Raw genomic sequence first — 15,506 nt, 5'->3', positions numbered from 1 at the left:
CACAATGTTTGCAGCGATGCCAGATTTCAATCAAAGTCTAGAAATGTTCAAAACCATGTGGGGCAATTCGCCCACCCCCGGCGATATGTCAGGCTTTGGCGCTGGGATTGGGGGCGGCGCCGGTATGCCTACCTTGGATATTGAGGAACTTGATAAGCGGATTCAAGACCTCAAAAGCGTTGAAAACTGGCTCCAACTCAATATGAACGTCTTGCGCAGCACTATTCAGGGCCTGGAAGTACAAAGAGCCACCTTGGCGGCCTTAAAGAGCTTTAGTGCTGCAATGACCCCAGAAGCATTGGCTGAAGCCACCAAAGCAGCCCAAAAGGCTGCCAGCCAAGCCACTCAGGCAGCTTCTGATATGGCCACCGAAATGGCTTCAGGCAGCTTTACCGGCAAGAAAACCTCAAAACCCCGTCAGAGCAAACCTCGCGCAACAAGTACCCGCCGCGCCAAAGGTGATTAAGGTGGGCGATGGCCTCGCCCATCGCAAAGGTTAATTGGTGCAGATCTAACTCCCGCTTGAATAAAACCGGGACTAAATCCCTGGCACTTTGAGGGCTACTCTTGCAGGCCTCCAGAGTGTCAGCCAATCGATCTCGATGATGGTCATGAAGCTGTTCAATGCGCACATGCAGCCCCTTAAAAGGCTTTCCGTGAGAGGGCAAAACCAAAGCATCCTCTGGTAATTGCTTTAAAGAAGTCAGTGAATCCAAATAAAGACCCAATGGATCTGCATCAGGCTCTGTATCAAAAACGCTGACGTTAGTTGAAATGCGCGGCAAAACCATGTCCCCAGAAATCAAAGTTTGCGTTTCATCGCACCATAAACATGCATGCTCTGGCGCATGTCCATAACCAACCAATACTTGCCAATTCTGCCCCCCAATTTGAATCAACTCTTGATCCATGATTCTTCTGAATCTTGGTGGCACTGAAGGAACCATGTTGCTGAAATAATTTGCTCTGGCCCGAATCTTTATCAAATCTTCTTCATTAGCCAGTCCATGACGCGCAAAATGATCAGCGGCCCCACCGCCACCGGCAACCGATCCAACTTCTGAACCCCTTGGATCAGACAACCATTTTGCCAAAACATAATCCGTCATCGTCATCCATAAGGGAGCAGGCCACTTTTCAGATAACCAAGAAGCCAAACCAATGTGGTCAGGGTGCATGTGAGTCACAATGATTCTCACGATGGGTAAATTTTCTAGCTCGGCCTCAAAAATATTTAGCCAAGCTTCTTTGGTGGCCTGATTAGATACACCGCAATCTACCAAAGTCCAACCATCTCTCCCCTCGAAGCAATCTCTGATCAACCATAAATTAATATGATCCAAAGCAAAAGGCAGGGGCATGCGCACCCACTTCAAACCAGCATGAATATCCTGGGTTGCCCCGGTCTTAGGCATCTGATCATCAAATGGATAAATAATTTTTTTCATACCAATTTATAAGTTTTTTAAAACACTCTTATCAACTACCTGTAATATTCATCTATCAACATCCGCGACACATCATGATGTTCAATTAACACCGAAAATTAAGCCCATGATTACATCCAACAATCCTTATATTCTTAGCAAGCTTCTTGAGAACAATAAAGAGTGGGTTGACTCAGTTACCAAAAGCGATCCTGATTACTTTAGCAGACTTGTGCATCAACAAGCGCCTGAATATTTATGGATTGGCTGTTCCGACTCTCGCGTTCCTGCCAACCAAATCACAGGCCTTGCTCCGGGTGAAGTGTTCGTTCATCGCAACATTGCCAACGTGGTGGTTCATACGGATCTCAACGCACTTTCAGTCATTCAATTTGCTGTTGATCAAATCAAGGTGAAACACATCATTGTGGTTGGACACTATGGTTGCTCAGGTGTGAAAGCTGCACAGACAAAAACCAGGATTGGCTTAGCTGATAATTGGATCAGACACGTTCAGGATGTTCAAGATAAGCACGGAAAATATTTGGGGCAAGTTTTAAGAGAATCAGATCAATTTGACAAGTTATGTGAATTGAATGTGATTGAGCAAGTAATGAACGTTTGCCAAACCACGAGTGTTCAAGATGCCTGGGCCAGAAATCAGGAAGTCACTGTGCACGGCTGGATCTATGATTTAAAAGATGGACAGGTACGAGATCTTGGCATCAGCATCAAAAATGCCAATGAGTTGAACGCCCGCTACCAAACCATCTTAGAAAAAAATTATCCCAAAAGTGAATAAGTCGGAATCCATTAAGCGCCCTGAGTCGCCTTGTATCAACTTGTGCACCATGGATGATGAGGATCGCTATTGCTTAGGATGCCATCGAACCCTTGATGAAATTGCTCTGTGGTCAAGTCTTGATCAAGAAGAAAAAGAATCCGTTTGGCAACTTCTTGAAGAGCGCTCAAGCTTAAAGACTAAATAAATATCAATCTATAAATAATGATGCAGAAACAATTTGGCCCCACCTACCAAAAGGTAGATGGGGCCAATCTTTTACTGCAGTTATTTAATTAAATAACTAATTAATCTGCGTAAACCCCAGCCTTCTTGATGATTGGTGTCCACAAATCAATTTGAGATTTCAAATGAGCTTTGTGACCTGCAGGGCTTGCATTCTTTTCATTAGGAATGTTTGCACCTAAATCAGCCATCTTAGCTTTGTAACCAGCATCGTTGATGCCAGCCTTTAGAGCTGCAGAAATCTTGTCAGTTGCATCCTTAGGAGTTCCCTTTGGCGCATAAACACCGTGCCAAACGTTCACTTCAAAGTTCTTCAAGCCTTGCTCATGCAATGTTGGAATATCTTTGAATGCAGCAATACGTTGCATTGTTGTTGCGCCGTAAGACTTCACTGAACCAGCTTTCAATTGGCCTGCCAAGTTTGTTGTTTGATCACACATCAACTGAACTTGACCACCCATCAAATCTGTCAAAGCAGGGGCTGTTCCTTTGTATGGCACTGTAGTCATGTCTTGCTGAATAGCGCTCATGAATAACAATCCACATAAGTGTGAAGCAGAACCAATGCCAGCATTTGCATAGTTAACTTTAGTTCCGTTTGCTTTGATGTAAGCAAGCAACTCAGTTAAGTTTTTAGCTGGCAAATCTTTGTTTGCAACCATGATCATTGGCACGTCAGCCACTTGACCTAGATGCTCGAAATCTGTCATTGGATCGTAGCCCAAGTTTTTGTACAAACCTGGAGCTGTTGACATACCGATGTGATGAATCAATACGGTATAACCATCTTTAGGGGCATTCATTACTTTCTTGGCAGCAATTGTGCCGCCAGCGCCTGGTGAGTTATCAACAATCACCTGCTGCTTTAATGTCTTGCTCATTGCTAGAGCGATTTCACGAGCAACTTTATCAGTTGGACCACCAGCAGCGAAAGGAACCACCATAGTTACTGGCTTATCAGCTGGGAATGCTGCGTGTGCGCCAGCAGAAAGGCTGCCAGCAATAATACCTACTGCCAACATGGCATGACGAATACTTTTCTTCATAAATATCTCCTATATGGTTGTTGCCGTAAAAGAAGCAAATCAACACTACGATTGTAAGGAATTATTAAGAAAAATCACCAAAAGTAATACTTAAACAGACTGGTGTTTACCCTAGGGTCAAGAGATTGCTTGATAAATCAGCCGTTCAAGCCGATTCAAATCCCTGGCTTATCCATTCTTTAGTTAAGGGATTTATTCAGAGAGGCTCATGCAAATTAGATGATCAGATGTAATCGTGACTTTTTCTTTAATGGCACGTTTAGCAATCTTTAAGACTTGCTTGTCTTTGCTGATCAAAGCGGATGGTCTAAGACTGTAGGCTAAATTAATGAATACTTGATCGTCTCGATCTTTACATTTCCATGGTGCCGGGCAAAGCTCATCATCAGAAACAATTCTTGCCCAATTTTTCCATTGCTCACTGATGAGCTTTTGCTGATCTTTATTCAAAGAAAATTGATCACGTCCGATAACATCCAGGAACTCTGCAAAAGTTTTTTCAGTGGCAACGGCGTCTAATTGTTTGGCATCAAGAGCTGCTCTTAAAGGATGGGCTCGCTCATCATCAAATACCAAAACATCCAAAAGAATATTGGTATCTAAAACAACGGTTGGCTTCACTCCACCGTCACCGATTTTGCAAGATTACGAGGCTTGTCAACATCAGTGCCTCTGGCGCATGCCGTGTGGTACGCCAGCAATTGAAGTGGGATGACATGCAAGATAGGTGATAAATCACCATAATGCTCAGGCATACGAATCACATGTATGCCATCTTCAGCACGGATTTGTGTATCGCTATCGGCAAAAACAAATAACTTTCCGCCACGCGCTTTCACCTCTTGCATATTCGACTTGAGCTTTTCTAACAATGCATCATTGGGTGCGACTGTGACCACAGGCATCTGCTCTGTGACCAAGGCCAATGGCCCATGCTTTAACTCTCCAGCAGGATAAGCTTCTGCATGGATATAAGAAATTTCTTTTAACTTGAGCGCACCCTCAAGTGCGATTGGATAGTGAAGACCACGCCCTAAAAATAAAGCGTTTTCACATTGAGCAAAAATTTCACTCCAAGCAATGATTTGCGGCTCAAGGGCCAGCACCGCATGAATCGCTGAAGGCAAATGACGCAAGTGATTGAAGGCATTGCGCTCTTGCTCAACACTTAAACAGTTTTTGTTTTTCGCTAACGTTAAAGCCAACAAATACAAACCAACTAATTGGGTTGTGAAAGCTTTGGTTGAAGCCACACCGATCTCTGTTCCAGCATGCGTTAAGAACTGATACTTTGTTTCTCTAACCATGGCGCTGGTTGCCACATTGCAAACCGCTAGAGTCTCTTGATGACCCAAGGATTGAGCATGTCTTAATGCTGCCAACGTGTCAGCCGTTTCTCCTGATTGAGACACCACCACAACCAATGAACGAGGGTTTGGCACTGTTTTGCGATACCTGTATTCACTGGCAATTTCAACTTGAGTTGAAATGCCTGCGACATCTTCAATCCAATATTTAGCAGTGCTCGCTGCGTAATAACTGGTGCCACACGCCAAAATCAAAACACTGTCGATATTTTTCCAATCAACCTGTTTAGCGGCGAACAAACTCAAATCGGCAGACTCTGCGTGACCTAAAGTGTCTGCAACAGCTCTTGGCTGCTCAAAAATTTCTTTTTGCATGTAGTGTTGATAAGGTCCCAAATCAACCTCAGCACTTTGGGTTGGCACAGGCTTTTTAATTCGCTCCTGAACTTTGCCAGATACATCAGTGATGATGACTTGATCTGTCGTTAAAACAGCAATGTCACCTTCTTCTAAATACGCCATCATGCTCGCATGATCAGATACGGCCAATGCGTCTGAAGCTAAGAAATTTTCTTGATCACCATAAGCCACCACCAATGGTGAGCCTACTCTTGCACCCACCAATAAGCCAGGTGCGTCTTTAGCAATCACAGCGATGGCATAAGCCCCGTGTAACTTTGGCACAACTGCACGCACAGCTTTTGCTAAATCTCGCGCAGGCATTTTGATGTATGTTTGATGAATCAAATGCGCAATTACTTCGGTGTCTGTTTGAGAAACAAACACATAACCCGCGGCCTTTAATTCTTCGCGCAAGCTTTCATAATTTTCAATGATGCCGTTGTGCACCAAGCCAATTAAATCGCCGGAAAAATGTGGGTGAGCATTAACAGTGTCTGGTTTACCGTGCGTTGCCCATCGTGTGTGTGCAATACCAACATTGCCCGACATCGACTGACCTTGATCAGCCAAATCAGCAACCCTTGCAGTGGTGCGAGCGCGCACCAACTCTTGACCGCTTAATAAAGCAAAGCCACAGGAATCGTAGCCACGATACTCAAGTCGACGCAGGCCTTCAACCAAAATATTGACGACATTTTTTTTAGAAACTGCACCAACAATCCCGCACATGATTTTTCCTGTTCCCTTACTTGCCAATACTTTAAAAAGTATTTACTTTGATTTTTTTGTTGGCCTTTGCCAATTCAATGAAACTTGCTTCACCCTTGTGACTGTCAATTGATTGGCAGGCGCATCTTTAGTCAATGTTGTTCCAGCACCTAAGGTGGCACCTTTACCAACGGTAACCGGGGCCACAAGCTGAGTATCTGAGCCAATGAATGCTTCGTCTTCAATAATCGTGCGGTGCTTGTTCACACCATCGTAGTTACAAGTGATGGTGCCAGCGCCAATGTTTACTTTTTTACCAATAGTGGCATCGCCCACATAGGCCAAATGATTGGCTTTACTCCCTGCACCTACCTCGCTGTTTTTGATTTCAACAAAGTTGCCCACATGAACTTCTTCGGCAAGTGCCGTGCCCGGGCGCAATCTGGCATAAGGTCCGATCACACTGCCAGCGCCAACTGTTGCTTGGTCAATATGAGTGAACGCTTGAATCTTAACGTTGGCATCAATCACTGCATCTTTGATCACGCAATGCGGACCAACAGAAACACCTGAACCAAGGACGACCTTTCCTTCAAAGACGCAACCGATATCAATTTGGACATCAGTACCGCATTGAAGTTCTCCACGAATATCTATTCGAGAGGGATCTAACAGTGTGACACCTGACTCTAATAAACGATTGGCTAATTCTCTCTGCCAAACGCGCTCCAAGTCAGCAAGCTGAGCACGACTATTAACGCCTACGGTTTCCCATTCATTGCTGGCTTGAGTTGTATAAACCGGAACACCTTCAGCAACCGCTAAAGCAATCACGTCCGTCAAGTAATACTCGCCCTGCGCATTGTTTGGCTTGAGTTGCTTTAGCCAACCTTTTAATTTTTCTGTTGGCAACGCCATGAAGCCAGTATTAATTTCAGTGATTTGGCGAATCTCCGCGCTGGCATCTTTTTCTTCAACAATGCCAGATACATCGCCGTCTTGATTGCGCAAAATGCGGCCATAGCCGGTTGGGTTTGGCATGTTTTGAGTCAACAAACCAAGACCACCAGACTCAGCCAACTGAGCTAACTGTTGAAGGGTCTGAGTTTGTATCAAGGGTACATCGCCATAGAGTATCAAGGTTACTGGATCATCAGATAATTGATCGCAGGCCTGCAAAACAGCATGGCCTGTGCCTTTTTGCTCCGACTGAAGCGCTGTTTTGGCTTGAAAAGCTGTTTTTGAGAGGAATTCATGAACAAATTCGCCGCCATGACCAAGAACCAAGACAGTCATATGATCACCCGCCAAGGCTTTGGCGCTGGTGAGCACGTGCTCAAGCATGGGCCGACCGGCGATTGGATGGAGGACCTTGGGCAGCGTTGACCGCATGCGCTTTCCCTGTCCTGCAGCTAATATGACGATATTCATTAATAATAATTATATGAGCTTATCCAAACCTCTCCAAACAATCAAAATAACGGCCATTTGCTGCCTTTTTTTGCTGATCACCGCATGCAGTGCCGTGAGGTTTGTTTACAACCAGGGCGACACCCTGATCCGTTGGTGGATTGATGATTACATTGGCTTAACAGCCGACCAAGAATTTCTGACTCGCGAACTCTTAGAGCAACAGTTTTGGTGGCATCGCACAGAACAGCTCACGGATGTTTCTAAAACCCTAGAGCAACTGCGCCGTCAACTCAATCGCCCACTCTCCACAGATGAAGTCAGCCAATTTTCTGATGACCTTAAGAAGTTCATTTACAAAATTGCCAAGAAAACCACTCCGGATGCTGCAAAACTTTTTGTGACGCTTCAAAGCAATCAAATCGAAACAATGCAAAAAAGAATGCAGAAGAGTAATGAGAAATTCGCCAAGGAATGGTTGCCACCCAGCTTAGAAAAACAAAATAAAGTTCGCGCAGACAAAGTCATCGATCGAGTCGAATGGCTTTTTGGAAGCCTCAACAAGGAACAGGAAGAAAAAATTAGGCAACACATCAAAAGCAATCCTCTTGATATGAACATGGTGTATCAAGAGCGCCTGCGTCGTCAAAATGATTTAATTAAGATTGTTAAATCAATCAATCAAAATAAATTGAATCAGCAACAAGCTGAAGAGTTACTTGCGACTTACATTAAAAACTTTGAATACGGCACAAGCAAAGAACAGCAAGAATTTGGCAAAAGAAGAAATGTCCTGGGAATTCAGTTGAGTGCGTTCATCACGCAGATCATGAATGATGAACAAAGAAAATATGCCAGCGGACGAGTTGAAACTTGGGCTCTAGATGTTCAAGAGCTGATCAAAGAGTCATCTGTATTGGCTGCCAAGCGTTCGGCTCTTCCGAATCGCTAGAACTTGCATCCTGACTTAAATCTTTAAAATCAAACTGGGTAGCATCCATTAAATGTGAAGGCACCACATTTTGAATAGAACTGAATAAGCTTTCTACACGACCTGGGTATTTCTTTTCCCATTCCTTGATCAACGCCTTCATCGCATTTCTTTGAAGATTTTCTTGGCTGCCGCACAAGTTACAAGGAATGATTGGAAAGTCCATCTGCGCAGCATATCTTTCAAGATAACTCTCTGGCACATATGCCAAAGGTCTGATCACAATGTGCTTGCCATCATCAGACTTTAATTTTGGTGGCATGCCTTTTAACTTGCCGCCATGAAACATATTCATCAGCAAAGTTTCAATAATGTCATCGCGGTGATGCCCCAGCGCAATCTTGGTTGCGCCAAGCTCACCAGCCACTCTGTACAAAATACCTCGTCTCAAACGAGAGCAAAGACCACAAGTTGTTTTCCCCTCAGGAATCACGCGCTTCACAATGCCATAGGTATCTTGGTCTTCAATATGAAACTCCACGCCCAATTTTTTAAAATAATTCGGCAGCGTTTCTTTTGGAAAGCCTGGTTGGTTTTGATCAAGGTTAACTGCCACCAAATCAAAATGAATCGGAGCGCGCTCTTTTAATTTCATCAAAATATCGAGCATGGCATAGCTGTCTTTACCACCCGACATGCAAACCATGACCTTGTCACCATCTTCAATCATGTTGTAATCAACGATGGCTTGCCCAGCTAGACGACAAAGCTTCTTGTCTAGCTTATTTTCTTCGTAGGCTACTTTGCGTGGATCTTTCATTCTTTGATCAGGAAAATTTCAACACCAACCGCTTCGCAATCAGGGTAAACATCTGGCTTTGCAGTTGAAACTTTAACGGCTCTCACATTTGGATGAGCCAACATGATTTTTGCAACATCATCACACAAGGTTTCTTGAAGATGGATGTGCCCTTTAGAAACTCTTTCCAAAATACTTTGGCGCATGAAGTCATAATCAACCACTTCATCAAGACTATCTTTTGATGGTGTGTTTTCTACCAAAGGTACAAATAAATCAACATTGATTAAAACGCGCTGCTCTCCGCGCTTTTCAAAATCATGAACTCCAATATTGATATAAACCTCGTAATTGCTCAGAAACAATCTTCGGCAATCCATCAGGCGAGGGTGAGATAACAATGCTTGCATAATTTACTCCGTCAAAAACATCACGTCACGATTAGTCGAAAGTAAATGCTGCCCACCATCAACATACAAAGTTGTACCAGTTATGGCTTTTGCTTTGGCCAAATAAATCACTGCATCAGCAATATCATCAGGCGTTGACGATTGCTCCAAAGGAGTCATGCTGTGGGCTTTAGCAAAGCCATCTTCAGATTGATCACCTGACACCATCGTGATTCCAGGAGCCAACCCCACAACCCGCAAATTAGGTGCAAAGGATTGCGCCAACAAATTGGTTGCTGAATTAAGCGCTGCCTTTGACAAGGTGTAAGACAAAAAGTCTGGATTCAAATTTTCTAACTTCTGATCAAGCAAATTGATCACCACTCCGCTTGGACCACGAGCATCAGCAGCTCGAATCTTTGCATGCTGACGGTACAGATCCCGTGACAATATCAATGGTGCAGCCACATTGGTGAGCATGTGGCGATCTAGAGAGGCATAGCTAAAGCTTGATGCCACATCGTATTGGAATAAAGAGGCATTGTTCACCAAACAGGATGGCAAACCCAAAGCATCGCAGCATCTGCTGATCAACTGACTAGCCTGAGCTTCATCTGATAAATCTGCCTGCAAAGCCACTCCGCGTTGCCCAGTTGCCAAGATATCTTTGACCGTCTGCTCAGCAGCATCTTTGGAGTTGCCATAATGAATGGCAACATCCCAGCCGTCCTTGGCTAGGCCAATTGCAATAGCGCGTCCAACGCGCTTGGCGGCTCCAGTTACTAAGGCAATTTTTGGGTTTTTCATATTTTTTGCTGCATCACTTATAAGAGTTGTAGACTCGCGAGGTATGGATATTAACCCTAGTATCGAAGAAGCGTCTCATAGTCAAACGCTGGCTCGTTTAATTCAGAAAGAAATTCAGGCTCAAAACGGGCAAATTTCTTTTGCCAAGTATATGGAAATGGCTCTGTATGCGCCAGGATTGGGCTATTACGCCGCAGGTAAACGCAAGCTTGGCAGCCAGGGGGACTTCACCACAGCCCCTGAAATCAGCCCTTTATTTGGGGCAACGATTGTGCAAACCTTGCTGCCCATCATTGAACATCTTCAAAACTTGATTCTACCGGTCCAAATCTTAGAATTTGGAGCCGGAACAGGCGCCCTGGCTGAATCGATTTTGACAGAATTACAGCGCCAAGGTATTGCAGTTGATAGTTACAGCATTCTTGATTTATCGGCCGACTTAATTGAGCGTCAACAATCAAAACTGTCCCCTCAATTTGATCAAGTCACCTGGATCAATCAATTACCAAAAAACTTCACAGGAATCATCCTTGCCAACGAAGTCTTGGATGCCATGCCTATTGAATTGATCACCTATCAAAATCAACAGTGGGTGTTTAAAGATGTTGCTTTGGCCGAAGAATCATCTGAAGAAGCATCAAAAGATACCATCGGCTTCAGACATTGTTTGGGTAAAGAGGTTCCTCAAGCAATGCTTCCAGAATGCTTGCAACAACAATCATTCGAAAATGGTTACACCACTGAAATCAATATAAATGCCAAAGCTTGGATAAACAGCATCTCCGAGATCTTAGACATGGGAATCATATTAACGATTGATTATGGATTTCCTGAGCATGAGTACTATCACTCTCAGCGCAACCAAGGAACTGTCATGGGTCACTATGCACATCATGCGGTTCAAGACCCATTCTTTTACCCAGGACTTTGCGATTTAACGGCGCACGTTGATTGGACGAGCATGGCAAAGACCGGTATCAGCTCAGGTCTATCACTCCTCGGATATACAAGCCAAGCCGCCTACTTATTAGATGCAGGCATCGCTTCATTGCTGATGGAAAAAGTGGATCCATCGAATGTCACGGAATTCATGCCACACTCAAATGCCATTCAAAAATTATTATCAGAAGCAGAGATGGGTGAGCTATTCAAAGTGATGTGTTTTGGTAAAAGCGTGCCTTTTGAAGAGGGCGATTTGCCTGGGTTTAGATTAAGGCCCCGACCTTTGTAATTCTTTATAACTCTCTACAACCCTATTTAATTGCCTTTGATTGCCAAGAGCCTTCGCTCTTCAATCAATTGCTTGATCTTCACTCCAGTCGACGAGCCTTGCTCACCAACCTCTTGAACAATCTGTGCAATATCTACTTTTTTTGCGCAGTCGTATGAATTGATCAACTGCTTTGTAGGAAGTCCTAATAAATCAGCCGCTGCAACAAGCTCATCAAATCGTTCCGGCTTTCTCCAAACATCTACACGATTTAATAAATCTAATAGCCTGCGAGGCTCAAGAGTTGCTGACTGCAAACCCATCTGTAATTCACGAACAAGCACAGCGTGATCGCGACACTCCACTGGAATGCCCCACAATGCTGCCCAAGCATTGATGTCTTCAATACTTAAACTTGATAACAAAACCGCGCAACGCTGGGATAAATTCAATTGGTGTTTCGCTGCCAAATCAATATCGTTCAATAAAGATGAATTTGTTGGATTTAGTTTTGGGAAAAATAATTCAAAAACACCCATCTCAAGCAATACTTGCAACATCCTAGATGGCTTCTCAGACATCAATCCTCTAGAAATTTCTTGCCAAACTCTTTCTTTGACCAATGCGTTTAACTCGCCACTCAAATGAATCTCTTTGAGTAATTTGAGCGTAGATGACTCTATTGAAAAATCAGAAAAACGAGCAGCAAATCTTGCGATGCGCAATAAACGTACCGGGTCTTCACTAAAAGCTGGGCCGATATGTCTAAATAATTTATCTTTGATATCTTTTTGGCCTCCATAGGGATCAATCAGATTGCCAACCGGTTGGCCATTCTCATCAGCCTCTTTGGCCATTGCATTGATGGTTAAATCACGTCTTGCCAAATCTTGCTCTAAGGTCACCTCTGGGTCTGCATGAAACACAAAGCCCTTGTAGCCTGACGAAACTTTTCTCTCGGTTCTGGCCAAGGCATATTCTGCATGTGTGATGGGATGTAAAAATACTGGGAAGTCTTGCCCAACAGGTGTGTACCCCAGTGCGAGCATTTGCTCTGGCGTTGCGCCGACAACAACGTAATCAAGATCCTTTACCGGCAATCCCAGCAACTGATCTCTGATGGCGCCCCCAACAACATAAATCTTCACTTGATCAACACATCCAATGCTTGAGGGTTGATGCTAAACACTTTTTCCAAAGCATTTTCAGCCCCCGCTGGCAACACATTGTCTTCGCTCATAGAAGCCAAATTATCTCGAGACATCAAGGTTGGTCCTGGCATCATTTCTAATAAACCAGCCTGCAAATAGGCCAATGGTTTTGGCAAAGGAATGACAATACTTTTTCTACCGCCCACCATGCCAGCAAAATTAACCAACTCAGCCAAGGTATACACACGAGGTCCGGCCAAATCAAATACTCGGCCAATCGTTTCTGACATTGAAATTGATTTCACAAACGCTTGCGCAACATCAGACACATACACTGGCTGAAATTTAACGCCTGCACCGCCCAAAGGTAAAACTGGGGCGAACTTTTGCAAAGAGGCAAAAAGGTTGATGAATTTATCTTTTTCACCAAACACCACAGACGGCCTAAAAATTGTCCAATCCAAATCACTGGCTTTCACCAAGTTTTCTGCATCACCTTTGCTGCGCTGATACATCGATGAGCCTGAGCTACTTGCGCCCAAAGCACTCATGTGAATGTAACGCTTTAAATTTGCCGCTGTCATTGCAGCAATAATTTTTTTAGTTAACTCAACGTGATTTTTTAGAAATCCTGGGCCGTAAGGTATTCCGGTTTTGTCATGCAACACGCCGACCAAATTAATCACCACTCCATCGGGCCCTAAACGTTGGCACAAATCAGCCAACACAACTGGGTCATGAATGTTTGCTTCAAGCACTTGAAGCTTGGGCAAAACCCACAACTCTTTGGCATATGCAGCTTTGCGGGTTGGCAATAAAACTGTGTGGCCAAGCGCACTCAATCCACTGGCTATTTTCTGGCCAATGAAACCACTGCCACCTATTAATAATATTTTTGCTTCGTTCATCATGGCAATTCCGACAATACAGATGCTTTAGGGGAAACCATCCCAAGATTTTGTTTAAGCGATGGCGTTTTATTGCCAGACATGGCTGTGTAATAGCTGGCGTTGGCTAAAACATTTTTGACATATCCCCTGGTTTCATTGAAAGGAATTGTTTCTGCAAAAATGGCGCCCTCAACCGCTCTAGGTAATTTTTCACGCCACATTTTTGGTCTTCCAGGGCCAGCGTTATAGGCGGCAGATGCCAAGGCCCATGAACCATCCAAATCCTGCAAAACCATATTCAAATAATTACTGCCCAAGGTCAAGTTAACTTTCATGTCATCTAATTGAGATGGCTTAAAGCTATTCATGCCAATTTTTTTTGCCACGTACTTAGCAGTGGCTGGCATCACTTGCATCAAGCCAGAGGCTCCGACATGTGAGCGTGCGTTCATGATGAAACGTGACTCCTGACGAATCAAACCATAAGCCCAGTTGGTATCCAATCCAATTGATCCAGCTATTGGAGCAAGAGACTCTTTGAATGGGGTTGGGTAGCGCAAACTAAAATCATGCTCCAACTTTGTTCGATCGGCCGTGTTAACTGCCCGATCATATAAACCAATGCGCTTAGCGTGCTCAGCCACTGCAATCAATTGTTTATCGCTGAGACCACGCAATTCCCAATTCCACTCTCTATTACCCTCAAAGCGAAGACCCATGTCATAAAAGCGCACGGCTCTTGCAAAAGCTTTATTCGATGACATCTGTTTGACCAAACCTTCTTCAGCTGCCACACGCTTTGGAACATAAATTTTCATGCCCAAGTCTTCTCTGGCCAACTGTCCATAAAAATGGTATTGATCAGCCAAGGCTTGCAAACTTTCTTTTGCCAAAGATTCATCACCCAATTCTTTTTGTGCTCTGGCATGCCAATAGGTCCAAGCTGGATCGCGCTTCCTGACGGATGGCGTCATATGATCAATCGTTTCTTTGACCATTCGCCAATCACCTTCACGCAATGCAGCCCTGACCTTCCACTCTTGGGTTTCCGGTGTCATCAAATGATGATGCCCAAGTTCATGCTGTAGCTTGAATGCTTTCATTGCATTGGGATCTAACTTTTTGGCCAAATACTGTCCAATACTGGCCCAGGCAGCCACAGTGTTTTCTTTGCTTGTGCGCCACGCCTTTTTATCAAACTCTCGGAAAGCTGTTTCAGGCGATTTTCTAGCATTTCTGACAATATCTGCCATCGGATCAGCTACATCGAATCGATTGGCCAAAGTTTCAAGATTGTTCTCTATAGCCATTCTTGAAAATGTGGCCACTTCGTATTTTGAAAATCCATTGGCCTTGTATATCGAGTTCACGAGGTCTGGACAAGCATCACCAAAATACCGAGAGTCCAACAAGATATTTTTAACTTCGGCGGCAAGCACATTCACTGGCTCACCCTTGGCAAATCTTGACTGAAGCGCGTAACACTTCACCTGAGTGTCATCGTCCAAAACAAACTGCGCATATTCACGATCAAAATTAGACCAGTCTTTGCGTTTACCTAATACCAAGAGCCAATCATTTCTCAACCTGTCAGAAAGTGCAGTGCCTGCGTATTTTTTTAAGAACTGGTCGACTGCATCATCAGCATTTGTTTCAGCTCTGGGAGCGCCGCCTTTATCAAATAGACGGGGTTTAATTTGAAAATATGAAACGTAATCAGTGACCTCATAATTTGACAACTTTTGACCCAAATCTCTGGCCTTGGTCGCTTCATTATTTTTAGAGGCTTCTCTTAATTCAAGAAAAATTTTGTCATCAGAAGTTAAACTGATGTCAGACGATTTCTTCTTGGTCGATGCTTGATTTTTTTGAGCATAGCCAAGCTCTGCAGAAGTTGATGCAAAAGCGATGAGCACCAAACTCAGTAGCACGTGTTTATTTATCAATTTTGTGGTTTTTCGTTGTAGCATAGCCCTAATCATGCCTTATTTTTTCTACTTTT

Annotated in this window: 16 protein-coding genes; 5 read left to right on the top strand and 11 right to left on the bottom strand. The window is 43.9% G+C overall.

All coding sequences use genetic code 11. From position 1 onward, the window contains the following. Positions 1-4 precede the first annotated feature (4 nt). Positions 5-466 carry a PhaM family polyhydroxyalkanoate granule multifunctional regulatory protein gene (locus tag ICE88_RS04720; protein WP_216249972.1) on the top strand — a complete coding sequence of 154 codons (462 nt, stop codon included), beginning with the start codon at positions 5-7 and terminating at the stop codon, positions 464-466. Here the strand turns inward: ICE88_RS04720 and ICE88_RS04715 are convergent. Then, positions 390-1,448 (bottom strand): MBL fold metallo-hydrolase, encoded by a 1,059-nt coding sequence (locus ICE88_RS04715; protein WP_216249969.1) that lies wholly within the window; start codon positions 1,446-1,448, stop codon positions 390-392. The two genes, ICE88_RS04720 and ICE88_RS04715, sit on opposite strands and share 77 nt — an antisense overlap. A 106-nt stretch (positions 1,449-1,554) precedes the next feature. Here ICE88_RS04715 and can point away from each other — a divergent pair, with 106 nt between their 5' ends. Together can and ICE88_RS04705 are read left to right on the top strand one after the other, a co-directional pair. Further along, a complete protein-coding gene (gene can / locus ICE88_RS04710; RefSeq protein ID WP_216249966.1) occupies positions 1,555-2,229 on the top strand; it encodes a carbonate dehydratase in 675 nt (224 codons plus the stop codon). Next, positions 2,222-2,416, top strand: coding sequence for a DUF1289 domain-containing protein (locus tag ICE88_RS04705; RefSeq protein WP_370624429.1), 195 nt, complete (start codon positions 2,222-2,224; stop codon positions 2,414-2,416). Before can ends, ICE88_RS04705 begins: the two co-directional genes overlap by 8 nt. Before the next feature lie 100 nt (positions 2,417-2,516). Here the strand turns inward: ICE88_RS04705 and ICE88_RS04700 are convergent, their stop codons facing one another. From ICE88_RS04700 to glmU, 4 genes are all read right to left on the bottom strand, one after another. Further along, the gene (locus tag ICE88_RS04700) at positions 2,517-3,500 is read right to left on the bottom strand and encodes a tripartite tricarboxylate transporter substrate-binding protein (RefSeq protein ID WP_216249963.1); all 984 of its coding nucleotides are present in this window, start codon (positions 3,498-3,500) and stop codon (positions 2,517-2,519) included. A gap of 192 nt (positions 3,501-3,692) precedes the next feature. Then, complete coding sequence (locus tag ICE88_RS04695) at positions 3,693-4,121, bottom strand: PIN domain-containing protein (RefSeq protein WP_216249960.1); 429 nt, start codon at positions 4,119-4,121, stop codon at positions 3,693-3,695. After that, positions 4,118-5,938, bottom strand: a complete 1,821-nt coding sequence (gene glmS, locus ICE88_RS04690; protein ID WP_216249958.1) for a glutamine--fructose-6-phosphate transaminase (isomerizing) — start codon at positions 5,936-5,938, stop codon at positions 4,118-4,120. Before glmS ends, ICE88_RS04695 begins: the two co-directional genes overlap by 4 nt. A 42-nt stretch (positions 5,939-5,980) precedes the next feature. Further along, a complete protein-coding gene (glmU, locus tag ICE88_RS04685) occupies positions 5,981-7,348 on the bottom strand; it encodes a bifunctional UDP-N-acetylglucosamine diphosphorylase/glucosamine-1-phosphate N-acetyltransferase GlmU (RefSeq protein WP_216249955.1) in 1,368 nt (455 codons plus the stop codon). 13 nt (positions 7,349-7,361) lie between these two features. Between glmU and ICE88_RS04680 the strand changes: the two genes are divergently transcribed. After that, positions 7,362-8,279 (top strand): DUF6279 family lipoprotein, encoded by a 918-nt coding sequence (locus tag ICE88_RS04680; RefSeq protein WP_216249952.1) that lies wholly within the window; start codon positions 7,362-7,364, stop codon positions 8,277-8,279. Here ICE88_RS04680 and ttcA read toward each other — a convergent pair. The 3 genes from ttcA to ICE88_RS04665 are packed head-to-tail and all read right to left on the bottom strand — an operon-like array spanning position 8,227 to position 10,298. Continuing rightward, positions 8,227-9,078: a tRNA 2-thiocytidine(32) synthetase TtcA gene (ttcA, locus tag ICE88_RS04675; protein WP_216249949.1), complete on the bottom strand. Its 852-nt coding sequence runs from the start codon at positions 9,076-9,078 to the stop codon at positions 8,227-8,229. The two genes, ICE88_RS04680 and ttcA, sit on opposite strands and share 53 nt — an antisense overlap. Further along, positions 9,075-9,467, bottom strand: coding sequence for a dihydroneopterin aldolase (locus ICE88_RS04670; RefSeq protein ID WP_215290483.1), 393 nt, complete (start codon positions 9,465-9,467; stop codon positions 9,075-9,077). The genes ttcA and ICE88_RS04670 overlap by 4 nt, the downstream gene beginning before the upstream one ends. Before the next feature lie 3 nt (positions 9,468-9,470). After that, entirely contained in the window at positions 9,471-10,298 is an 828-nt protein-coding gene (locus ICE88_RS04665) for an SDR family oxidoreductase (protein ID WP_370624452.1), read from the bottom strand. Here ICE88_RS04665 and ICE88_RS04660 point away from each other — a divergent pair. Beyond that, the gene (locus ICE88_RS04660) at positions 10,297-11,484 is read left to right on the top strand and encodes a class I SAM-dependent methyltransferase (protein ID WP_216249941.1); all 1,188 of its coding nucleotides are present in this window, start codon (positions 10,297-10,299) and stop codon (positions 11,482-11,484) included. The two genes, ICE88_RS04665 and ICE88_RS04660, sit on opposite strands and share 2 nt — an antisense overlap. A 26-nt stretch (positions 11,485-11,510) precedes the next feature. On the opposite strand, the gene ICE88_RS08635 is transcribed toward ICE88_RS04660, so the two are convergent. From ICE88_RS08635 to ICE88_RS04645, 3 genes are read right to left on the bottom strand one after another with little or no spacing between them, the layout of a single operon-like run. Continuing rightward, positions 11,511-12,611 carry a polynucleotide adenylyltransferase gene (locus ICE88_RS08635; protein ID WP_216249939.1) on the bottom strand — a complete coding sequence of 367 codons (1,101 nt, stop codon included), beginning with the start codon at positions 12,609-12,611 and terminating at the stop codon, positions 11,511-11,513. Further along, positions 12,608-13,525, bottom strand: coding sequence for a complex I NDUFA9 subunit family protein (locus ICE88_RS04650; RefSeq protein WP_255535216.1), 918 nt, complete (start codon positions 13,523-13,525; stop codon positions 12,608-12,610). The genes ICE88_RS08635 and ICE88_RS04650 overlap by 4 nt, the downstream gene beginning before the upstream one ends. Further along, the gene (locus tag ICE88_RS04645) at positions 13,522-15,474 is read right to left on the bottom strand and encodes a lytic transglycosylase domain-containing protein (protein ID WP_216249936.1); all 1,953 of its coding nucleotides are present in this window, start codon (positions 15,472-15,474) and stop codon (positions 13,522-13,524) included. The genes ICE88_RS04650 and ICE88_RS04645 overlap by 4 nt, the downstream gene beginning before the upstream one ends. Between the last annotated feature and the right edge of the window lie 32 nt (positions 15,475-15,506).

The organism is Polynucleobacter sp. AM-26B4 (assembly GCF_018882285.1).
Classification (GTDB): domain Bacteria; phylum Pseudomonadota; class Gammaproteobacteria; order Burkholderiales; family Burkholderiaceae; genus Polynucleobacter.
The sequence above is the reverse complement of the archived record's forward strand: the minus strand, read 5'-3'. Positions and strand labels throughout refer to the sequence as shown.